Genomic DNA, 22081 nt, shown 5'->3' with positions numbered 1-22081 from the left:
AATAGGCGGATGAGCACACCCGACACCCGCAAAGCGCTGTGGCAGATCCATTTCTGTGTCCTGCTGTGGGGCGTCACCGCCATCCTCGGCAAGCTGATCACGCTGCCCGCGCTGCCGCTGGTGTGGTGGCGCATGCTGCTGGTAACGGCGATGCTGGCCCTGCTGCCGCGGGTCTGGCGCGGACTGCGTACGCTGCCGCTGCGGCTGGTGGCCGGTTATGCCGGCATCGGCGCCCTGGTCGCCCTGCACTGGCTGACGTTCTACGGCGCCGTGAAGCTGGCCAATGCCTCGGTGGCCGCCACCTGCATCGCGCTGGCGCCGGTGTTCACCTCGATCATCGAGCCCTGGGTGGCCAAGCGGCCGTTCCAGCTGCGTGAACTCGCCTTCGGCCTGGCCGTGCTGCCGGGCGTGGCACTGGTGGTCGGTGGCGTGCCCGATGGCATGCGCCTGGGCGTGTTGATCGGCGCGATCTCGGCACTGCTGGTGGCGGTGTTCGGCTCACTCAACAAGCGCATGGTCAGCCACGCCGATCCGCTCACGGTCACCGCGCTGGAGCTGGGTGCCGGCACCCTCACCCTGACGCTGCTGGCGCCGCTGATGCCCTACCTGCTGCCAGCGCTGGCCAGCCCACTGTGGGTGGTCCCGAATCTGCACGACGGCATCCTGCTGCTGGTGCTGGCCGGGTTCTGCACGCTGCTGCCGTTCGCCCTGGCTCTGGTCGCACTGCGCCACCTGAGCGCCTACACGGTGCAACTGGTGACCAACCTGGAGCCGGTCTATGCGGTGGTGCTGGCGGTGGTGCTGCTGCGCGAGCAGCACGAAGTCACCCCGTGGTTCTACCTGGGCGTGGCGATCATCGTCGGCGCCGTATTCCTGCATCCGCTGCTGAACCGCCGCAAGCCGGTGCAGCACCCGGAGATCCTCGGTACGGCCGAGGCGCGCAACATCGCCGATTGAGTGCATCCACGCATGGCGTGGATCTACCGGGCGTGGATGGCCGTATCAACGCTGCGGCCAGTGCCATGCCGGGGCATCCAGCAGGCCCTGCCCGCTCAGCAACGTGCGGCCGTGTTCCTTGTGCAGGTGCAGCGAATGACAGCCGGGCGCCTGCTCCAGTGCTGCGATCAGGCGGCTGGCATGTGACACCACCCAGACCTGGCTGCGCGCACTGGCCGCGATGATCAGCCGTGCCAGCGCCGGCAACAGGTCCGGGTGCAGGCTGGTCTCCGGCTCGTTGAGCACCAGCAGCGGCGGCGGACGCGGCGTGTGCAGCGCGGCAGCAAGCAGCAGGAAGCGCAGCGTGCCGTCGGACAGTTCGGCCATCGACAACGGCCGCAGCAGCCCGGGCTGGTGGAAACGCAGCGCCAACCGGCCATCCAGTTCCTCGAAGCCGACCGAGGCGCCCGGGAACGCATCGTCGACGCTGCGTGCCAACGCAACCGGGTCACCGATCTCGAGGATGGTGACCCAGGCCGCGGCCAGATCCCGGCCGTCGTGATGCAGTACCGGCGTGCGCGTGGCCATCGCCGGCTGCCGCGCCGGTGCATCGGCATCGCTGCGGAAATGATCGTAGAAGCGCCAACGGCGGATGTACTCGCGCAGGCCAATGGTTTCCGGCATGCGCTGCGGATCACCGACCTGGGTGAACAGGCTGTCGAACAGCGACAACCGGTCATCCACGAGATCCCAGCCGCGCGCATGGCGTTGCCGCACCATCGCCCCACGGCGGTCGACCAGCAGGTTGGCGCTGCGCAGGAACGGGCCCGCCCAGATCGCTTCGGCCTTGATCTGCGGGTCCAATGCGAAGGCCGATCGGCTGGGCGGCGGGTAGCCCAGATCGATGGCGTAGCCGAATTCGTCAGTGGTGAAGCCCAGCTTCAATCCCACCGATTCCTGGCGTGGGCCGCCCTGCAGGGGGATCTCGCCGACAGCAACCCGACGGTCCATTTTTTCCGGGCCCGCCCACAGCGCCGAACCCAGCCCGCCTTCGCGGGCCAGCACCGCCGCGACGCCGCCCTGCGCGGTCTCCGCCAGCAGGCGCAGCGCGCGGTACAGGCTGGACTTGCCACTGCCGTTGTCACCGGTCACCACATTCAACTGCTGCAGCGGCAGTACCAGCCCGTGCAGCGAGCGATAGTGGGTGATGGCCAGGGTCTGCAGCATGGTCGGTGTCCGGGGAAACAGAGAGGTCATGCTGCCCGGTTCTGATCGCAGGAACTGCGACGCAATGTGAATCGGAAAAAGCATCCACGCATGGCGTGGATCTACCTGGGGGTGCTTCAGCCCGCCCGTTCCACCCGGTTGCGGCCATTGCCCTTGGCCCGGTACAGCGCCTTGTCGGCACGTGCCAGCGTGTCATCCACGCTTTCACCAGGCTGATGCTGGGCCACACCAATACTGATCGTGACCGGGAATCCCAGCGGCAGGTCAGCCACCGCCAGGCGCAGGAACTCGCACTGCAGTTCGGCGGTGTGCAGGTCGGTAGCCGGCATCACCGCCACGAATTCCTCGCCACCATAGCGCGCGGCCATGCCGCGACCGGCGAAATGGGAACGCAGCAGCACGCCCAGTTCGGCCAGCACGCGGTCGCCGGTGGCGTGGCCCTGGAAATCGTTGATGTGCTTGAAATGGTCGATGTCCAGCAGTGCGACGCAGGCCACACCGGGCTGGTCTCCGTTCACCGCCACCGCCTCTTCCAGCGCCGCCGCCATCGCACGGCGGTTCGGCAGGCCGGTCAACGCATCGGTGCGGCTCTGCTCGGCCAGGTCCGCATTCTGCGCCAGCAGCACGTCCTGGTACTCCGACAGCAGGCGCTCGTAGTCATCGCGCTCCAGCATGTGCTTCTGGATGTCGAGCGCGAAACGGCGCAGTTCCATCACCAGCATCACCTGCCGCGACAGCGCCGCCAGCGCTTCGGCCTTGTCGCTGGCCAGGTGCTGTGGCTGCGCATCGAATACGCACAGCGTGCCCAGCGGCAGGCCATCTGAACTGATCAGTGGCGCGCCCGCATAGAAGCGGATGTGCGGGTCGCCCACCACCACCGGGTTGTCGTGGAAGCGGATGTCCTGCAGCGCATCCTCGACCACCATGACCTGCTGCGGTTGCAGGATCGCGTGGCCGCACATCGATTCGCTGCGCAGGTTTTCTGCCGCATCGATGCCCTGGATCGACTTGAACCATTGCCGCTCGACATCGATCAGGGTCACCGCCGCCATCGAGGTGCCGCAGACCGCCTTGGCGATCACCACCAGGTCGTCGAAGGATTTTTCACGCTCCGAATCGAGGATCCGGTAGCGGTACAGCGCCTCAAGCCGAAGGGCTTCATTGGCAGGCTTGTCGGGCTTGATCATGCAGCGTCACGTTCCGGCAGGTCACCGCGAAGTCTAGCCGATGCCGGCGCGCAATCCGCACAACGGGCAGTGCCGGCCGCTGGCCGGCATCCCGGGTCCATCGCACGCCCATTGCAGCCGGCCAGCGGCCGGCACTTACCAGTCCAGCTGCTTCGGCAGCAGGCCCTGCAGCTCCTGCTCGGTCAGGTTGCGCCACTGGCCCGGCTTCAACGCGCCGATCTTGATGTTGTCGATGCGCACGCGGCGCAGCTGGGTCACCCGATAGCCGAACTCGGCCGCCATCAGGCGGATCTGCCGGTTCAGGCCCTGCTGCAGGGTGATGCGGAAACCGAACTTGGCGATGCGCGAGGTCTTGCACGGCAGCGTCATCTGGTCGTGGATGCGGACGCCACGGGCCATGCCACGCAGGAACTCGTCGGTGACCGGCTTGTTCACCGCTACCAGGTACTCCTTCTGGTGGCCGTTCTCGGCACGCAGGATCTGGTTGACGATGTCGCCGTTGCTGGTCATCAGGATCAGGCCTTCGGATTCCTTGTCCAGGCGCCCGATCGGGAAGATGCGCTGTTCATGGCCGACGAAGTCGACGATGTTGCCCTTGACCGACGTCTCGGTCGTGCAGGTGACGCCGACCGGCTTGTTCAGCGCGATGTAGACGTGGCGGCGGGCGCCGGGCTTGCGGGCCACGCGCGCGCGCAGCGGCTGGCCGTCGACCAGCACCTGGTCTTCCTCGCCCACCACCGCGCCGGTGCCGGCCGGATGGCCGTTGACGGTGACCCGGCGGGCGGCGATCAGGCGATCGGCCTCGCGGCGGGAGCAGAAGCCGGTGTCGGCGATATGTTTGTTGAGTCGGGTGGTCATCGCCCTATTATCCGGCATCGCCGCCCGCAGCGCTTCATGCCAGGCCGGGGGGATCGAGCTCTTCGCCGTCGAATACCCGGTTGCGGCCGGCACGCTTGGCCACGTACATGGCGTGGTCGGCCCGGCGCAACAGCGCAGCCAGGTCGTCCTCGCCCGGCCGCCACTGCGCCAGGCCGATGCTGGCGGTCACTTCCAGGCCGGGTACCTGCAGCACCCGGCCTGCTTCGGTGATGTGCTGGCGCAGGCGATCCAGGCGTGCCGACGCCGCCTCGCGCGGCATGCCCGGCATCAGCAGCAGGAACTCCTCGCCGCCCATCCGCACCACCTGGTCCTGGCTGCGGACCGCAGCGCGCAATGCACGTGCCACCGCCACCAGCACCTGGTCGCCCACGGCGTGGCCATGGCGGTCATTGATGTCCTTGAACAGGTCGATGTCGAGGAAGCCGATCACCAGCGGACCGCGCTCGCGATCGACCCGTTCCAGATGCCGGGCCAGCTGCTGCAGCCCGGCACGGCGGTTGGGCAGGCCGGTCAGGCCATCGGTCTCGGCCAGCTGGCGCAGTTCATCGCGCTGCTGTCGCAGGCGGCCCAGCCGCTGGTTCAGCGCATAGGCGGCCATCATCAGCAGCCAGGTCACCGACAGCTGCAGTGCCTCCACGCGGTACTCCAGCAACCACGTAGCGCGGCAGGCATCGGCCAGGATCAACACCAGCATCGGTGCCAGCGCTGCCAGCCCCGCCTGCGCCCAGCGGTCACCGCGCAGCCGTGCCCATACCCCGACCATCAATGCCAGGCCACAGCCCAGCAGGTAGGAGACCTGCAGGCCCTGCGCCACCCAGGCCAGGCTGTTCCACTGCAGCCAGGGCACCCATGCGGCCAGCGCCAGCAATCCCCACAGCGCCAGCAGCTGCACCGGGCGCGATCGCGGCAGCAGGCGGTCGCCACCGTTCAGACGCCACAGTGCCGGCAGCACCAATGCCTGCGACGCCGCGGTCAACGACAGCAGCCACCAGGCACCGCGCTCGCCCACCGGCAGCCACGGCTCCGGGTAGCCGCTGAGGCCACCGAGGATGGCCTGCCACAGCACCAGCACGGCGGTACCGGCGATGTAGACCAGGAAGCTGCGGTCGCGGGTGGTGAGGAAGGCCATCAGGGCCGACAACGCCAGCGCGATCGCCACGGCGATGCAGGCCGCGCGCACCAGCAGACGGGCGGTATCGTTCTGCTGCACGGGACTGGGCGCCCCCAGCCGCAGGGTCGGTACCCAGCGCGCCTTCAGCGGCGTCTGCCATGACACCAGGAACGGTTCATGGCTGCCCGCCGGCGGCACCGCGACCAGGCCGATGCCTGCGCGGAACCGGGAATCACGGGTACGGGCATCGTGCATGTTGCCGCAGATTTCGCGATCACCGTGCTGCACGCGCACTTCGCCGGCAAACACATTGAACACGTCCAGGGCCTGCGGCTGGCCCGACCAGCCGCCCGCTGGCGCCGACACCTGTACCTGTTGCCGTGGCCCCGCCAGCATCTCCGGCGTGCATGCGCGATGCGGGGTGGGTTCATTGGTGGCCGCACCGACCAGCAGGTAATCACGCCCGGCTTCGGCTACGGCCGCCGAAAGCGGCCACGGCGTTGCCAACCACACCAGCAGCACGACCAGCACCACCCCTGTTCCGTACTGCCACTGCCTGCCGCCCACGCCACGCCCTGTTCCTGCTTACGCCCGCGCCCACTGCGCGTCGCCCCTGCCGGCATTATCGCAGCCGCGGCGGCAGCGCACGTGTAGACCAAAGTCGCCGACGGGCATTCAGCCAGCGGCGGGCGGACCTTTCACCGCCACCAGGCGCACCGGCCGCAGATCGGCCAGGGTCATCCGCTCCAGCGGTTGCGGCCGCTCGACCGCGTAGCCCTGCAGGCCCTGCACCCCGAGCCGGGTCAGCGCGGCGGCGACGTCGGCGGTCTCCACCCATTCGGCCACCACCTCCATCTGCAGCTCGCGCCCCAGTTCAGTGATCGCGCGCACGGTGGCGTGGCTGACCGGATCGGTATCCATGTCACGCACGAAGGCCCCGTCGATCTTCAGGATGTCGGCCGGCAGCTGGCGCAGGTAGCCGAACGAGGACAGCCCGGAGCCGAAATCGTCCAACGCCATCCGGCAGCCACGCGCCTTCACCGCATCGATGAAGGCACGCGCCTGGCTGAGGTTGCTGATCGCAGCGGTCTCGGTGATTTCGAAGCACAGCTTGGAGGCCACTGCGCGGTTGCGCTCCAGCAGGTCGCAGACGAAGGCGAGGAAGCCCGGCTCGGCGATCGACTGCGCCGAGACGTTGACGTTGCACAGGCCCAGCTGCCGGACGTGTGCCGGGCACACCTGCAGATGCCGGAACAGCAGGCCGAGCACGTGCCGGTCCAGCGCCACGGCCATGCCATAGCGCTCCACCGCCGGCATGAACTGGCCCGGCAGGTGCAGGCTGCCATCGCTGCCACGCATGCGCACCAGCACCTCATAGTGCAGGTACGCGGGATCGCCGACGCGGGCGATGCGCTGCGCATACAGCACCATGCGGTTCTCGGCCATGGCCAGGCTGACGCCCTGCAGGCGTTCGGCTTCCAGGCGCCGTTCCTCCAGCGCCATGCGGTTCTCGTTGAAGCAGTGCACGCGGTTGCGGCCGGCCTGCTTGGCCGCATAGCACGCGCTGTCAGCGGCGCTCATCAGCCAGTTCACATCCGGTGCCTCGGCGCTGTCCTCGACCACGCCGATGCTGCAGCTCAGCTGCGGGCTGCCCTCGCTGACCGGGAACGTCGCCTGGCCCAGGTTGCGGATCACCCGCTGCAGCACGCGCTTGGCCTCGTCCTGCCCGGCATGGGCAAGGAACACCGCGAACTCGTCCGCGCCCAGCCGTCCCACCCAGTCGCCATCGCGCACCGCCGCCACCAGATAGTCGGCGAAGCTGCGCAGCATCTGGTCGCCGGCGGCGTGGCCGAAGCTGTCGTTGACCAGCTTGAAATGGTCCAGGTTGATGTAGCACAGCGCGTGCGTGCCGCCCTCGCTGCGCACCTGCAGCAGCGCGCGCTCCAGCAGCCGCTCGATCTCGCGGCGGTTGATCAGGCCGGTCAGCGGATCATGGCTGGCGTGGTGTTCGATCTCGCGCGCCAGTGCATGGTTCTGGCTGACGTCCTCGATGATCGCGAACACCGACAGGCCACCGCCGGTGCTGCGCACGCCGGTGCCGCTCCAGCGGCCCCAGACCAGGCTGCCATCGCGACGGCGGAAGCGCAGTTCGCTCGGCCGCAGCTGGCGGTCCCAATCGATGCGCCCCACCCCATCGATGACCAGTTCACCGTCCATCAGCAGGTCGCCCAGTTACAGCTGCAGCAGCATGTCACGACGGTGATCGAGGATATCGGCCATCGCCTGGTTGGCCTCGACCACCTTGCCTTCGGTATCGAGCTTGAGCATGCCGACGTTGGCCTGGTAGAACGCAGCGCGGAAACGGCTCTCGTGTTCGGTCAGGTCCTTGCCGACGCGACGCGCCAGCGCGACCGCCATCAGGCTGATCGCCAGCACCGACAGGCCCGCAACCATCAACGTGGCCAGCCTCACCAGCGTCGCCATCCGCAGCAGCGCCTGCGAGAACGCCTGGCTCTGCACCTGCATCCGCCGATCAAGGTCACCCAGTTGCTGCAGGTAGCGGTCACGCGCGGCGGTCGGCACCGGGCCACTGTCGTGCCGCAGCTGCAACTCATCGATCAGGCGCTGCACCGCCATCAGGTCGCCGTCGGTCTTCCGCCACAGCGCGGTTGCTTCGCGGAAGGCACCGATATCGCGCGCATAGCGGAACGAGAACACCAGGCGCGGGATATCGGCGCGCGCGTTGCCGCCCTGCAGGAAGCCCTGCCTGGCCTTGGCTTCGTCCGGCTCGGCCTGTTCCAGCGCCAACCGCGCCTGCAGATCGCCCAATGGCACCTGCAGGGCCTGGCGTGCGTCGTCCAGGTCCTGGGCATCCCCCCGCGCCAGATAGCGGCTGAGTGCGGCGGTCGCATCCTGCTGACCACGCGACCAGTAGCCCTGGCCGGCGATCCAGGCGGTGGAGGCCGCCTGCAGTTCCTGGATCAATGCGGACAGTGCGACCAATCCAATCGCCATGCCCGTCAACAACGCAAATCGCAGTCCCAGGCCGCGGGTCATCGGTACCCGCCGGCTCTGTTGGTCCGTGCCACTCCTACCCATCCCGGATCCCCCCGAATGTGCTGCGGTGACAACCTCCCTTGGAACCGGCTCAGCCTAGGACCGGCAATGTGTTGACCATGCGAAAAAGGGGACGGAGGGGATTAAGTCGTTTTCGGCATAAGCGCGTGGCCTGCCATATACGACTTAATCCCCTCCGTCCCCTTTTCCGGCCCCGGAACGGACAACGCCAGCCCGAAGGCTGGCGTTGTCATGGCTACGTTGCCGCTCAGTAGCTGCGCGGGCCGCGCGGCTTGAAGCCGTCACGACGCGGCGGGCGGCTGTCGCGGTCACCGCCGCGCTCGCCACCGTGGCCACCCGGACCGCCCGGGCCACCGCGACGCGGGCCACCCGGGCCGCCCGGACCACGCTTGTCGAAGCGCGGCTTGAACGGACGCGGGGCCGGGTTGGTGTCTTCACCCGGAGCCAGCGCACGCATCTGCAGCTGCTGGCCCGACACCCAGACCTTCTGCAGGTGCGACAGCACGTCCGGCGGCATCTGTGCCGGCAGGTCCAGCAGCGAGAAGTCATCGTGGATGTCGATGCGGCCGATGAAGCGGCTTTCCAGGCCGGCTTCGTTGGCGATGGCGCCGACGATGTTGGCCGGCTTCACGCCGTGCTGGTGGCCCACCGAAATGCGGTAGGTCTCCATGCCCTGCTCCGGCGCACCACGCGGCGGAACCTCGCGGCGCGGACGCTGCTCGAAACCACCTTCGGCGTCGTCGCGGCGCGGGCCGCGCTCGAAGCGCGGACCACGCTCGTTGCGGTCGAAGCGATCGCCACGTTCCGGGCGGTCGCCACGGTCGAAGCGTTCACGCGGTGCGCGCTCTTCACGCGGGGCACGCACCGGCGGCTGCAGCAGGAACGGGGTGTCACCCTGCAGCATCTTGGCCAGCGCGGCAGCCACTTCGATGGCCGGCACGTTCTGCTCGTTCTCGAAACGCTCCAGCAGCTGGCGGTAGAAGTCCAGGCCACCGGCGCCGAGGGTTTCGCTGATGCGCGAGGTGAACTTGTTGATGCGGGTGTCGTTGACCGCTTCCACGCTCGGCAGCTGCATCTCTTCGATCGGCTGGCGGGTGGCGCGCTCGATCTGGCGCAGCATGCCCTTCTCGCGCGGGGTGGCGAACAGGATCGCCTCGCCGCTGCGGCCGGCACGGCCGGTACGGCCGATGCGGTGCACATAGCTTTCGGTGTCGTACGGGATGTCGTAGTTCAGCACGTGGCTGATGCGCTCCACGTCCAGGCCGCGGGCGGCCACGTCGGTGGCGACCAGGATGTCCAGCTTGCCTTCCTTCAGCATGGCGATGGTGCGCTCACGCTGGGCCTGCTGCATGTCACCGTTGATGGCGGCAGCGGCCAGGCCACGGGCCTGCAGCTTGCTGGCCAGTTCTTCGGTGCCGGCCTTGGTACGCGCGAAGATGATCATCGCGTCGAACGGCTCGACTTCCAGGATGCGGGTCAGCGCGTCCAGCTTGTGCATGCCGCTCACCCACCAGTAGCGCTGGCGGATGTTGGCCGAGGTGGTGGTCTTGGCCGCGATGGTCACTTCCACCGGGTCCTGCAGGTAGGTCTGCGCGATGCGGCGGATCTGCGGCGGCATGGTGGCCGAGAACAGGGCCACCTGGCGCTGCTCCGGCAGCTTCTTCAGCACGGCTTCGACGTCGTCGATGAAGCCCATGCGCAGCATTTCATCGGCTTCGTCCAGCACCAGGGTCTTCAGCTCGGACAGGTCCAGGGTGCTGCGGTCCAGGTGGTCGATCACGCGGCCGGGGGTACCGACCACGATATGCACGCCACGACGCAGCGCCGACAGCTGCTGGCCGTACGGCTGGCCGCCGTACACCGGCAGCACGCGGAAGCCCGGGATCTTCGACGAATAGGACTGGAACGCCTCGGCGACCTGGATGGCCAGTTCGCGGGTCGGCGCCAGGATCAGGGCCTGGGGCTTGATCTGCTGCAGGTCGATGTTGGACAGTACCGGCAGTGCAAAGGCAGCGGTCTTGCCGGTACCGGTCTGGGCCTGGCCCAGCACGTCGCGGCCTTCCAGCATCGCCGGGATGGTGGCGGCCTGGATCGGCGACGGGGTTTCGTAGCCGATGGCGGTGACCGCCTGCATCACGGACTCGGACAGGCCGAGCTGCGCAAACTGCAGCGGCGCTTGGGAATCTTGGGACATGGGGAACTCCGAAGGCACTGCCGTCTTCCTGGCAGTGCGATAAAAAAGGGATGGTCCGCGCTTTGGGCGCCCTTCTTATCGCGTGCCCTGGCGCTGCTCGGTCGGAGGAGATTTCACTCGCTCAGAGCGGAATGATACCGCATTGATCCTGAACAACGCATACAGCTTTGCGTGCGCGTGCCGTCCTGCCCCGTGCTGGCGCACAATACGCGCCCTCTTTCCGGCCCGGCCGCTGGCCTGCGCCCTCTTCCCAGGAACCCCGCTCCATGCAGATTCTCGAATTCGACCTCGACGGTGACTACGTCGAACTCAAGCAGCTGCTCAAGCTGGCCGACCTGGTCACCAGTGGCGGCGAGGCCAAGATGGTCATCAGCGAGGGCCAGGTACGGGTCGACGGCGAAGTCGAACTGCGCAAGGCCTGCAAGATCCGCGCAGGCCAGGTGGTCGAATTCGCCGACAGCCAGATCCGGGTGCTGGCTGCCGGCTGATCTGAAGCTGTTCAGGCCACGCGCTGGGTCAGGTGCGAGGCGATCAGCTGCCTGAACGGTGCCACGCCCTGCGCCAGGCGCAGGCCCGCCGCACGCAGCAGGCGCGCCGGGCGACGGTCGTCGGTGTACAGGCTGGCGATCGCATTGGTGGCTTCGTACAACGGACGCGATGCCAGCCGATGACCGCGCTGGTAGCTGGCCAGCATGCCAGCGGCGGCAATGTCGGCACCACGGCGCTGCTGCGCGACGATGCCCTGCGCCAGCCGCTGTGCGCTGGCCAGGCCCAGGTTGAAGCCATGCGCGGTGACCGGATGCATGCCCACTGCGGCATCACCGATCAGCGCCGAACGCTCGCCGACAAAACGGTGCGCGTACACACCCACCAGCGGATACGCCTGCGGCGTGGCCACCGGCTGCATCCGGCCCAGGCGGTGTTCGAAGCAGGCACTGATGGCCTCACCGAACGCCACCTCGTCCATCGCCAGCAGCTCTTCGATCTGCCGCGGTGGCAGCGTGATCACCGCCGACGCCTGGCCCTCGTTGAGCGGCAGCAGCGCCATGGTGCGGCCGTAGCCGAACCACTCCCACGCGGTGTGGTGATGGTCGCGCTCGACCTGCATGCGGCACACCAGCATCGACTTGCCGAAATCGCGCATCTGCGCACCGATGCCAAGCATGCGGCGAGTGGCGGAGAAGCGGCTGTCGGCGGCCACCAGCAGCCGCGCGTGCAGTTGGCTGCCGTCATCGAGTTTGACCACGTGGCCCTGCGCATCGGCCTGCACGCCCTGCACCTTGCGCCCGTCGAACAGTTCCAGGCCGTCCTGGCCCTGTACGGCATCCCACGCGGCGCGACGGATCAGATGGTTGGGCACCAGCCAGCCCAGCGGCTGGCCATCGACCTGGCTGCTGGCGAAGGTCAGCGCGAATGGCGAGCCGCCGTTCATCACCTTGGCATCGCGCAGTTCAGCGACTTCGGCGTGCGGCAGGCGCTGCCACAACCCCAGCTGTTCCATGCTCTGTCGTGAGGCATGGGTCAACGCGATCTCGCGGCCGTCGAAGGCGGCCTCGGCCAGGGCCTGGCGCGGCTGCACTTCAACCAGCCCGACCTGCAGACCGCTGCCGGCCAGCGCGCGCGCGAAGCACAGACCTGCCGGTCCGGCGCCGACCACCACCACGTCCATCCTGCGCATGCGCGCCTCCTGCCGTTGATTCAGTCCGGGCCAGCATAGCGCCGCGCACCTGACCGGCCTTGATCTGGATCAGGCCGAGATCACAACAACGCGAACACCAGCGCCAGGATCGACAGCAGCGACACCGCCCACACCAGGCTGCGCACGTAGGGCACGCCCGCGGCATACAGTGGCAGGTAGACCACGCGCGCCCAGAAGTAGGCCTGCGCGGCCAGCGCCGTGGTGTAGTTGCCGCGCCCGGCCAGCACCACCGCGATCGCAGCCGCAGCGAAGAACGGGAAGGTTTCCAGGAAGTTGGCCTGGGCACGCTGCAGGCGACCGGCCAGCGGGCTGACCGGCTTTGCGTCGCCATCCCGTGCCGAGGCATTCCACTTCATCCCGCGCTCGCGGGTGACCACGGTGGAGGTGGCGAAGATGTAGACGAAGCCCAGCAGCACCGACCAGGCCAGCATCGTCAGTTCAGTTGCCATCGTTCATCTCCTCAGGGTGCCGACGCACGCAGGCTGTAACCGGCCAGGCGCCACACCTGGTCCTCGTCGAAACGGAACGAGACCAGCTCGCGCACCGGCTGCGCGCTGTTGGCGAAACGGGTCGGGAAGCTGACGTTGATGTACAGCCCTTCCGGCACCGCGGCACCGGCGCCGTACTTGACCCGGGTGATGGTCGGTTGGCCACGCCCGGCCAACGCCCCCAGGCGCGTGCGTTCGGTGGTCAGCTGGCTGACGAAGGCGGCCTTCGGTACCGCGCGGCGTGCGACGGCCGAAGCGCCATCCCACAATTCGCCGGCGCGGTTGGCATCGACCAGCTGCGCTGCCTTCACTGCGGCGGCGCCCATTTCCGCGTCCTGTTTCTGCACCTGCGCCTGCTGCGCGGCGGTCAACGCGGGGGTACCGGCGGTAGCGGGCTTCGCGGCCGCTGGCGAGGCAGGGGCCGGGCGTGCCGGAGCCGGTGCAGGCGTGGCCGGCGCAGGCGTCTGCGCCAACACGGTCAGGGGCAGCAGGGACAGCAGCAGGAGCACGCGCTTCATGGACACCGCCGGTTCTCGGGAAAGAACCGCAGTCTACGCCAGCGCGGTGAGCCGTTCGTCAGCGCGCGTGGGCGCTGCCTTCCACCACTGCGGCGTCGGCCTGCGCGGCCTGCGTGCCGGTTGCGGCCTGGGCCTGTTCGGCCACCGGCGGCGGCTCGGACGGCGCCGGTGGCAGCGTCGCCACATCGATTTCCGACAGCGGGCTCTCTTCCGGGCATACCGCATCCGGGAAGCCGAAGCGCTGCTTCAGGGCCTGGCCGCAGCTGTTGATCGATTCCATGTCGGCGCCTTCGCGCTTGCACTGCTGGTCGAAGGCGATCAGGAACGCATCCTTGCGCTGCACGAAGTCATCGCCGCAGGCGCGCATCTGCTTGATCCGTTCCAGATCGTCCTGCACCGCGTTGGTGCCATCCAGGCCGTACTGGCGCAGCTCATCCGGCGTCAGCAGGCGCAGGCTGCGGTTGGGCACGGTCATCATCAGATCGGCCACGCCCACCGCCACGCCATTGCGCTGCAGGTAATCCTTCACGTTGTCGTAGACCTCGTGCAGCTCGCGGTTGAGTTCCGCGCGCGAGGTGGCCTTGGAGCTGATGCGCATCATGCGGTGGATGCCGACCTTGCCCGACAGCAGGCGGTTGTCACCAGCGGCCAGCACGAACACGCAGGCGCTGTGGCAGATCGAGCCTTCGCGCACCCAGATGGTCCAGCCCGATTCACCGATGCTGTCACCGGCAACGATCGCCGACTCCACCTGGCCGCCGCTGGAGTCCAGATCGAGGATGCGCTTGTGGATCTTCTGCTCGTCAGCGACCACCGCCAGCCGCCACATCATTTCGGCGAAGCCCGGGTTGATCTTGCCGGCGTAACGCACGCGCATCAGGCCACGCTCGGCACACGGCGCCAGGGCCTGGGTGATCTGCTCGCGCTGCAGGCCTTCCAGCTCGGTACCGTCGCCGGCATCACCGGCATATTCCGTGCTGCAGCTGACCCAGGCACGACCATTTTCCAGCTGCGCCTGCGGCCACGGCCGATCCGCCTGACTACGCGGCGGAGCCGGCGGTGGCGGTGCGTCGGCGGCATTGATCGAGACCATGTTCTCGCCATCGCTGGCCGGTGCCCTCGCCGCCTTGTCGGCAGCAGTTACATTGCCCGGATTCTCCAGCTGACTGCAGCCCGCCAGGGCCAGGCACAACAGGGGCAACCAGCGGAGTTTGGCGGACATCGGGCAACCGGGATTGATGGGAGCAAGAGCCACAGTCTACCCGTCCAGGCCGCGCATTCAGCGCGTGGCACTGAACCCCTTCTGACCCTGGGCGAAAAGCGTGTCGACCAAGATCGACACCTACCAACAGCAAAGCATGCCGACCAACGGTCGGCACCCACCAACTGCAGCGACCAACTGTCAGAGGTGGGGCGATGTGGGCTGGCAGGACCGTTGGCGCCATGGATGGCGCCATCGAGCCCCCATGGACGGGTTTACGGCGTGTCCTGCCAGCCCACACCGCCCCGCCATCTCACGGACTGCCAGCTTTTGATTGAGACGTTGACGGTGACGTTGACGTTGCGGGTGCAGGGCTGCAAGCCCTGCCAGTACCCTCTCCAGCATCCATGTCCGAATGTGGCGAGTATTGCCCCCCTTACCCGCCTAGACTGGCGCCATGGACACCGCCCTCGCCCTCGACACCGCCGCCTGCGACCGCGCCCGCCTGGCCCGCGACGCACGCTTCGACGGCGTGTTCTTCACCGCCGTGCGCAGCACCGGCATCTATTGCCGCCCGGTCTGCCCCGCACCGCCCCCGAAGCCCCGCAACATCACCTACTACCCGACCGCCGCTGCCGCCGCCGCCGCCGGCTATCGCCCGTGCCTGCGCTGCCGCCCGGAGCTGGCACCACAGGCCCAGCAGGCACTGGCCGGGCAGACCGTGCAGCGCGCCCTGGCCCTGATCCACGGCGGCTTCCTGCAGGAGCAGCCGGTGGCCGATCTTGCAACGAAGCTCGGCCTCAGCGCGCGCCAGCTGCAGCGCCTGTTCGTCGAACATCTGGGCGCAACGCCGGGGCAGATCCATGCCACCCATCGCCTGCTGCTGGCCAAGCAACTGCTGACCGAGACCACGCTACCGGTGACCGACGTCGCGCTGGCCGCCGGCTACAACAGCCTGCGCCGTTTCAATACCGCGTTCCTGCAGGGTTGCGGCATGGCGCCCACCGCACTGCGCCGCCAGCATCAACCGCTGGCCGCCGACGATGGCGGCCTGGTGCTGCGCCTGGGCTACCGTCCACCGCTGGACCTCCCGCGCATGCTCGCGTTCCTGCGCAAGCGCAGCCTGCCCGGCATCGAACTGATCGGCGAAGACAGCTACCAGCGCGTGCTGGGCACGCCGGAGCGCCCCACCCTGCTGCGTGTCACTGCAGACCCGAAGCGCCCGGAGCTGCGCCTGCAGCTGGGTGCGGTGGATCCGCGCCTGATCCCGGACATCGTGCGCCGCGTGCGTCGCGTGTTCGATCTGGATGCCGACCTGCAGCAGGTGCATGCCGCGCTCGGCGAGGAACCGCTGCTGGCGCGCGGCATCGCCGAGCGCCCCGGGCTGCGCGTGCCCGGCGGCTGGGATGGCTTCGAGGTCGGCGTGCGTGCGGTGCTCGGCCAGCAGGTCACGGTTGCCGCAGCCACCACCTTCGCGCGGCGGCTGGTCGATGCCTATGGCGCGCACCTGCCGGGCATGCCGTCCGACTTCGATCGCCAGTTCCCGGCACCCGAGGTATTGGCCGAGGCGCCTCTGGAATCGATCGGCCTGCCGCGCAGCCGCGCCGCCACCGTGCGCGCATTGGCCACCGCCTGCGCCAATGGCCAGCTCGACTTCGGGCCCGGCCAGGCGCTGGAAGAATTTGTTGCCCGCTGCGTGGCACTGCCCGGCATCGGCCCATGGACCGCGCAGTACATCGCCCTGCGTGGCCTCGGCCAGCCCGATGCCTTCCCGGCCGGCGATCTTGTACTGCAGCAGGTGCTCGGCCACGCGCAGGGCCAGCGCCTGAGCGAACGCGCGACCGAAGCGCGCTCGCAGCCGTGGCGCCCCTGGCGCGCCTATGCCGTGCTGCACCTGTGGCACCTGTCCGGCACTTTCGTTGGAGAACCGACATGACCCTGTTGTTCGATCGTTTCGACAGTCCGATCGGCGTGTTGACCATCGCCGGCGACGAGCGTGGCCTTTCGCATGTGCTGTTCCCGGAGAACCGCCACCCCGCACGCGGGCGCGATGACTGGCACTACGCACCGGATGCATTGCCGGAAGCGCGCGAGCAGCTGCTGCAGTTCCTGCACGGCGAGCGCAACCGCTTTGACCTTGTGCTGGCGCCGCGTGGTACGCCGTTCCAGCTGCGCGTGTGGCAGGCGCTGGCACTGATTCCGTTCGGCCAGACCTGGAGCTACCTGCAGCTGGCGCAGCACCTGGGACAACCCAGCGCGACCCGCGCGGTGGGCGCGGCCAATGGCCGCAACCCGTTGCCGATCATCCTGCCCTGCCACCGCGTGATCGGCAGCAATGGCGCGCTGACCGGCTTCGGTGGCGGCCTGGAAACCAAGGCCGCGCTACTGCGGCTGGAACAGCGCCAGGCCCCGCTGTTCGCCTGAGAGGGCTGGCCGGGCTGCGCCCGGCATCCGCAGAGGCAACGGCAACAGCCGAAGCAACAGCAGCATTCCGTGGGATGGCGCGGTGGGTCCAGTTGCGGGGGACGCCGTAAACCCCGCTCCGCGGTCCAGCCCAGCCGCTGGCGGCTGGGCGTTCGGGCGCTTGCGAAGCAGTGCTTCGCAAGCAAAGCGCCCTCACCCTTGGGGGCTCGGCCGCGGCATCCATGCCGCGGACACCCCCGCAACCGGACCCACCCCGCCTTCGACAGATTCCTGCGATCTGCCGGGACGGCGTACTGCGCGGCCGCTGGTAGGTGTCGACCTTGGTCGACACGGTAGATCCATACGATGCGTGGATGGAGACATCTGGAATCTGTCTGGTGGAAAGCCCCCTTGTTGTTCAAGGGGGCGCGCCGACGGCGCGGGGATAAGGAAAAATGCGCGGACACGGCGCGCGATAGCGCGGCGTGTCTTTGGTACGTCATTGCACCGGCTTATCATGAGCAGATGACTTCCGTACGCCTGACCTGTTCGCTGGCGCTGCTGCTGCCATTGGCTGCCTGCACCACTGCGCCCGCCCCTACCGCCTCCGTTCCCACGTCCGTCGCCGCGGCTACGCCGCCGAAGCTGCTGCTGATCTCCATCGACGGCCTGCGCGCCGATGCGCTGGACCGCGGGATCACCCCGAACCTGCAGCGGATGATCGACGGCGGCGTGCGCGCCCGCTGGATGACGCCGTCTTATCCTTCCCTGACCTTCCCCAACCACTACACGATCGTCACCGGCCTGCGTCCGGATCACCACGGCATCGTCAACAACAGCATGGACGACGCAGCCCTCGGCCGCTTCGAACTGGGCAACCGTGAAGCGGTGACCGACAGCCGCTGGTGGGGGGGTGAACCGATCTGGGTCGGTGCGGAAAATGCCGGCGTGCGCACTGCCACCACGTCGTGGCCCGGCAGTGAATCGGAAATCCAGGGTGTGCGCCCCAGCCAGTGGCGCGTCTACGACGGCAAGGAACCGCTGGAGCAGCGCGCGGGCATCGTGCTCGACTGGCTGGCACAGACCGATGCCGATGCTCCCCGCCTGACCACGCTGTACATGGAGCACGTGGACAAGGCCGGCCACAACTACGGCCCCGGGTCGAAGCAGTACGCCGACGCGATCGTACGCGCCGATCTGATCGTCGGCCAAGTGCTCGACGGCCTGCAGCAACGCGGCCTGGCCGCCACCACCAATGTGATCGTGGTATCCGACCACGGCATGGCATCGGTGCCTGAAAGCCAGGTGATTTCCACCGAATCGATGGTCGATCCGGCCATCGCACGCAATGTCAGCCAGGGCCAGTCGGTGGGCTTCGCGCCAGTGGCCGGTCGTGAGGCGGAGGCCGAACGTGCCCTGCTCGGCCGCCACGCGCACTATGAGTGCTGGAAGAAGGAGAACCTGCCGGCACGCTGGCACTACGGCACCCACCCGCGCATTCCGGCCATCATCTGCAACATGGATGAAGGCTGGGACGCGCTGCACCAGCAGAAGCTCGCCAAGCGCGTCCACCAGGACCGGGGCTCGCACGGTTACGACAATGCCCTGCCGTCGATGCGTGCGGTGTTCGTGGCCAGCGGCCCATCGTTCCGCCAGGGCCTGGTGATCGACGGCTTCGACAATGTCGACGTCTACCCGCTGCTGGCCCACCTGCTGCAGGTGCCGGCCGCGCCGAACGACGGCAATGCGGAGACGCTGAAGAAGACGCTGCGCTGACGCTCCTGTAGAGCCGAGCCCATGCTCGGCTGCATTGCGCCAGCCGAGCATGGGCTCGGCTCTACAAGAACGTGCATAAAAAAACGCGGCGCCAGGCGCCGCGTTTTCCTTGGACCGGTCGGTCGGCCGGATCAGGCCTTGGCGACGGCCTTCTTCGCCACAGCCTTCTTCGCCGGAGCCTTGGCCACGGTCTTCTTGGCAACCGGGGCGGCGGCGCCTACGGCGACCTTGCTCGCGGTGTGCGAACGGGCGTTGCCGTAGCTGGCGTTGTAGCGCTTGCCCTTGGCGGTCTTGCGGTCACCCTTACCCATGTCTTCAACTCCTCAAGTGTGAAATCTGGTTACCCCGTACTGACACGGGTTCGGCGGGGCCGCCTTGCTGGGCGCCCCCGCGCACGATCGGAAATCCTATCACGGCGGGCCTAGTGCGCGCAGCTTGCGTCGTGCACGTGGCCGTGGTTGAGGCGCAGGTTGACCAGGTGGGCAACGCCCACCAGCAGGCCGCCGATGGTCATCACCACCGCATGTGGCACCGCATTGTGGTGCAGCGGGTCGTACAGCACGCCGGCCCACAGCGCGACCAGACCGGGGATCAGGAAGCCGAGCGCGCGCAGCGCACCGTGGCGGCGATAGCCCCAGACCAGGCTGAACAGCCCGAGCAGGGTCACGAACACCACCAGCGCCTGTTCCACGCCATCGCTCAGCCAGAACGACAGGCCCAGCGACGGCGCCGCCGCCAGCAGCACGGGGATCACCGCGCAGTGCACTGCGCACAGCATCGAACCAGTGGCACCGAAACGGTCGAGCAGGTGGCGCAGGCGTGAGGACAGGGACATGACTTCCAGCAGGGTCGGCGAATCGTTATGGAATAATATAACATCCCTCTCCGACCCGCACGGTTTCCCTCCCCCTGTCCCGTCGACGGGATTCGTGCGCCCCGTGATTGATACATTGTAACAAAGGACCTGCCCATGCCCGCCCACACCCCTCGGCTCAAGCCGCATTCCCTGGCCCTGGCCCTCGCCGCCCTGCTGCCGTCCGTTGCCTTTGCAGCCGGTCAGGACACCTCCCATCGTGACCGCCACCTGACCGAGCTGTCGTCGGTGCAGGTCACCGCGTCGCCGCTGCAGGGCGATGCCGAATCCCTGGCGCGCCCGGTGGACGTGCTGGCCGGTGAGCGCCTGGACGAGCAGAAGGCCGGCACCCTGGGCGATACCGTGGCCAAGCTGCCCGGCGTGCAGAGCACCTTCTTCGGCCCCGGTGTCGGCCGCCCGATCATCCGCGGCCAGGAAGGCCCGCGCGTGGCCGTGCTGTCCAACGGCATGGGCAACATGGACGCCTCCACGGTCAGCGCCGACCATGCCACCAGCATCGAGCCGTTCCTGGCCGACCAGATCGAAGTGCTGAAGGGTCCGGCCACGCTGCTGTTCGGCAGCGGCGCCATCGGTGGTGCAGTCAATGTGGTCGATGGCCGCATCGCGCGCGAGCTGCCGGAGCGCCCGCTCAGCGGCCGCGCCGAGCTGCGTGGCAATTCGGTGAACAACGAACGCAGCGGCATGTTCCGCCTCGACGGCGTCAGCGGCAATGTCGTGCTGCACGTGGATGGCCTCGTCCGCAACGGCGACGACTACCGCATTCCCGGCTACGCGGTGATCGACAGTCTTGAAGACCACCATGACCACGATCACGACCATGATGCGGCCGAGGGCGAAGAGCCGCGCCGTGGCCGCCTGGACAACAGCTCGATCCGCACCCGCGCCGGCGGTGTCGGCGCAACGTGGCTCGGCGACGGCGGCTACTTCGGCGTATCGGCCAGCACCTACCGCACCAACTACGGCATTCCCAATGGCGCGCACGTGCATGCCGATGGTGATGATCATGGCCATGATCACGGCCACGACCATGGCGATGAAGAGGAAGGCGGCGACGAGCATGATGTGCGCATCGACATGGTGCAGAACCGCTTCGAGACCAAGGCCGGCATCTACAACCCGGTCTCGTTCCTGAAGAACATCAACGCACGCGTGGCCTACACCGACTACGAGCACGTGGAGCTGGAGGCCGGCACGCCGTCCACCCGCTTCACCAACCGTGGCATCGAGGCGCGCCTCGAAGCCGTGCAGCAGCAGATCGGCGGCTGGGACGGTGCCTTCGGCCTGCAGTTCGGCAACAGTGATTTCGGCGCCAAGGGTGAAGAGGCGTTCGTACCGGATACCGGCACGAAGAACATCGGCCTGTTCGTGCTGCAGGAAAAGCAGTTCGGCCCGTTCAAGCTGGAACTGGGCGGCCGCCACGACCAGGTCAAGCTGGACCCGACCGGTGACTACCGCCGCCGCACCTTCGGCGCTACCAACCTGTCTGCCGCCGGCATCTGGAAGCTCAACGATGCCGTTGACCTGCGCATCGGCGTGGACAGCTCCGAGCGTGCACCGACCAACGAAGAGCTGTACGCCGCCGGCGCGCACATCGCCACCCGTTCGCTGGAAATCGGCGACGCCAACCTGAAGACCGAGCGCGGCCAGCGCATCGAGCTTGGCATCCATACCCACAGTGATCGCCTGGACTTCTCCGCGTCGGTCTACCAGACCAAATTCAAGGACTTCATCTACCTGGCCGACACCGGCGTCACCGAGAGCCTGCCGGTCCGCGCCTGGACCCAGCAGGACGCGGTGTTCCGCGGCGCCGAGGCCGAAGCGCTGGTGCACCTGTTCGAAGGCGGCGCCGGTGACTGGGACCTGCGCCTGTTCGGCGACTACGTGAAGGCCAAGCTGGATGGCAGCGGCAGCCGCAACCTGGACATCGCCGTGCCGCATGGCGACCACAACCACAACTACTCGGTGGAACTGGCCAATACCGGCTACCTGCCACGTATCGCTCCGGCCCGCGTCGGCGCCGACCTGCGCTGGTCGAAGGACGGCTGGCGCGCCTCGGTCGGTGCGGTGCGTTACAGCCGCCAGAAGGACGTCGCCCAGAACGAGGAACCGAGCGACGGCTACACCTTGGTCGATGCGCACCTGGCCTACCGTTGGGACCGCAACGCGAGCAACAGCTACGAGGTGTTCCTGGATGGCAGCAACCTGACCAACCGCGAAGTGCGCCCGCATACCTCGCTGCTGCGCGACTACTCGCCGCTGCCGGGCCGCGGCGTCGCATTCGGCATCCGCGCGTTCTTCTGACTATCCTCCATCCACGCATGGCGTGGATCTACTGCACCACGCCTGGGGTCGGATCCCATTCCGCAGGAATGGGCTCTGCCCCCCGCCTTGAGACCACGCATGGCGTGGATCTCCTTGCCACTCCTTCCACATGTACGCAGCGGGGGCCTTCGGGCCCCCGTTTTCATTTCGCCCCACGCCATCACACATCCGTCACAAAGATGTGCGTA

The 22081-nt window shown here is 68.0% G+C and carries 17 protein-coding genes and 1 pseudogene; 6 read left to right on the top strand and 12 right to left on the bottom strand.

Annotated elements, in window-relative coordinates; translation table 11 throughout:
- Positions 1–9: 9 nt before the first annotated feature.
- The gene (locus ACZK1G_RS06525; protein WP_012479593.1) at positions 10–957 is read left to right on the top strand and encodes a DMT family transporter; all 948 of its coding nucleotides are present in this window, start codon (positions 10–12) and stop codon (positions 955–957) included.
- Between the two features lie 45 nt (positions 958–1002).
- Here the strand turns inward: ACZK1G_RS06525 and ACZK1G_RS06520 are convergent, their stop codons facing one another.
- The 6 genes and pseudogenes from ACZK1G_RS06520 to ACZK1G_RS06495 form a co-directional block, all read right to left on the bottom strand.
- A complete protein-coding gene (locus ACZK1G_RS06520; RefSeq protein ID WP_101765177.1) occupies positions 1003–2163 on the bottom strand; it encodes an AAA family ATPase in 1161 nt (386 codons plus the stop codon).
- 116 nt (positions 2164–2279) lie between these two features.
- Positions 2280–3350, bottom strand: a complete 1071-nt coding sequence (locus ACZK1G_RS06515; RefSeq protein WP_049446297.1) for a sensor domain-containing diguanylate cyclase — start codon at positions 3348–3350, stop codon at positions 2280–2282.
- A 135-nt stretch (positions 3351–3485) separates the two neighbouring features.
- Complete coding sequence (locus tag ACZK1G_RS06510; RefSeq protein ID WP_005408708.1) at positions 3486–4208, bottom strand: pseudouridine synthase; 723 nt, start codon at positions 4206–4208, stop codon at positions 3486–3488.
- 34 nt (positions 4209–4242) lie between these two features.
- Positions 4243–5907 (bottom strand): sensor domain-containing diguanylate cyclase, encoded by a 1665-nt coding sequence (locus ACZK1G_RS06505; RefSeq protein ID WP_101765176.1) that lies wholly within the window; start codon positions 5905–5907, stop codon positions 4243–4245.
- A gap of 108 nt (positions 5908–6015) precedes the next feature.
- Positions 6016–8439 (bottom strand): annotated as a pseudogene (locus ACZK1G_RS06500) (putative bifunctional diguanylate cyclase/phosphodiesterase).
- 226 nt (positions 8440–8665) lie between these two features.
- On the bottom strand, positions 8666–10612 hold the full coding sequence (locus ACZK1G_RS06495; protein WP_049446303.1) for a DEAD/DEAH box helicase: 1947 nt from the start codon (positions 10610–10612) through the stop codon (positions 8666–8668).
- 266 nt (positions 10613–10878) lie between these two features.
- Between ACZK1G_RS06495 and ACZK1G_RS06490 the strand changes: the two genes are divergently transcribed.
- The gene (locus ACZK1G_RS06490; protein ID WP_014036469.1) at positions 10879–11100 is read left to right on the top strand and encodes an RNA-binding S4 domain-containing protein; all 222 of its coding nucleotides are present in this window, start codon (positions 10879–10881) and stop codon (positions 11098–11100) included.
- Between the two features lie 11 nt (positions 11101–11111).
- Here ACZK1G_RS06490 and ubiM read toward each other — a convergent pair whose 3' ends face one another.
- The 4 genes from ubiM to ACZK1G_RS06470 all read right to left on the bottom strand — a co-directional run bounded on the left by ubiM (position 11112) and on the right by ACZK1G_RS06470 (position 14539).
- Positions 11112–12290 carry a 5-demethoxyubiquinol-8 5-hydroxylase UbiM gene (gene ubiM / locus ACZK1G_RS06485; protein WP_049446474.1) on the bottom strand — a complete coding sequence of 393 codons (1179 nt, stop codon included), beginning with the start codon at positions 12288–12290 and terminating at the stop codon, positions 11112–11114.
- An 80-nt stretch (positions 12291–12370) separates the two neighbouring features.
- Entirely contained in the window at positions 12371–12760 is a 390-nt protein-coding gene (locus ACZK1G_RS06480; protein WP_101765174.1) for an MAPEG family protein, read from the bottom strand.
- Positions 12761–12771: 11 nt separating this feature from the next.
- Positions 12772–13317: a DUF4019 domain-containing protein gene (locus ACZK1G_RS06475; RefSeq protein ID WP_101765173.1), complete on the bottom strand. Its 546-nt coding sequence runs from the start codon at positions 13315–13317 to the stop codon at positions 12772–12774.
- A gap of 58 nt (positions 13318–13375) precedes the next feature.
- Complete coding sequence (locus ACZK1G_RS06470; protein WP_197622192.1) at positions 13376–14539, bottom strand: COG3904 family protein; 1164 nt, start codon at positions 14537–14539, stop codon at positions 13376–13378.
- A gap of 436 nt (positions 14540–14975) precedes the next feature.
- On the opposite strand from ACZK1G_RS06470, the gene ACZK1G_RS06465 reads away from it, so the two are divergent.
- From ACZK1G_RS06465 to ACZK1G_RS06455, 3 genes are all read left to right on the top strand, one after another.
- Positions 14976–16454, top strand: a complete 1479-nt coding sequence (locus tag ACZK1G_RS06465; RefSeq protein WP_101765171.1) for a DNA-3-methyladenine glycosylase 2 family protein — start codon at positions 14976–14978, stop codon at positions 16452–16454.
- A complete protein-coding gene (locus tag ACZK1G_RS06460; protein WP_101765170.1) occupies positions 16451–16942 on the top strand; it encodes a methylated-DNA--[protein]-cysteine S-methyltransferase in 492 nt (163 codons plus the stop codon). The genes ACZK1G_RS06465 and ACZK1G_RS06460 overlap by 4 nt, the downstream gene beginning before the upstream one ends.
- Positions 16943–17446: 504 nt before the next feature.
- On the top strand, positions 17447–18697 hold the full coding sequence (locus tag ACZK1G_RS06455; RefSeq protein WP_101765169.1) for an alkaline phosphatase family protein: 1251 nt from the start codon (positions 17447–17449) through the stop codon (positions 18695–18697).
- Positions 18698–18828: 131 nt separating this feature from the next.
- On the opposite strand, the gene ACZK1G_RS06450 is transcribed toward ACZK1G_RS06455, so the two are convergent.
- Both ACZK1G_RS06450 and ACZK1G_RS06445 read right to left on the bottom strand, forming a co-directional pair.
- A complete protein-coding gene (locus ACZK1G_RS06450; protein WP_004150462.1) occupies positions 18829–19008 on the bottom strand; it encodes a 30S ribosomal protein THX in 180 nt (59 codons plus the stop codon).
- A gap of 110 nt (positions 19009–19118) precedes the next feature.
- Complete coding sequence (locus ACZK1G_RS06445) at positions 19119–19532, bottom strand: MerC domain-containing protein (RefSeq protein ID WP_008264835.1); 414 nt, start codon at positions 19530–19532, stop codon at positions 19119–19121.
- Positions 19533–19667: 135 nt separating this feature from the next.
- On the opposite strand from ACZK1G_RS06445, the gene ACZK1G_RS06440 reads away from it, so the two are divergent.
- A complete protein-coding gene (locus ACZK1G_RS06440) occupies positions 19668–21872 on the top strand; it encodes a TonB-dependent receptor (protein ID WP_101765168.1) in 2205 nt (734 codons plus the stop codon).
- Positions 21873–22081 lie beyond the last annotated feature (209 nt).

It is taken from the genome of Stenotrophomonas sp. 109824_Sma (genome assembly GCF_056480025.1).
Note: the sequence above shows the minus strand (reverse complement) of the source record. Positions and strands in the feature narration are given on the sequence as shown.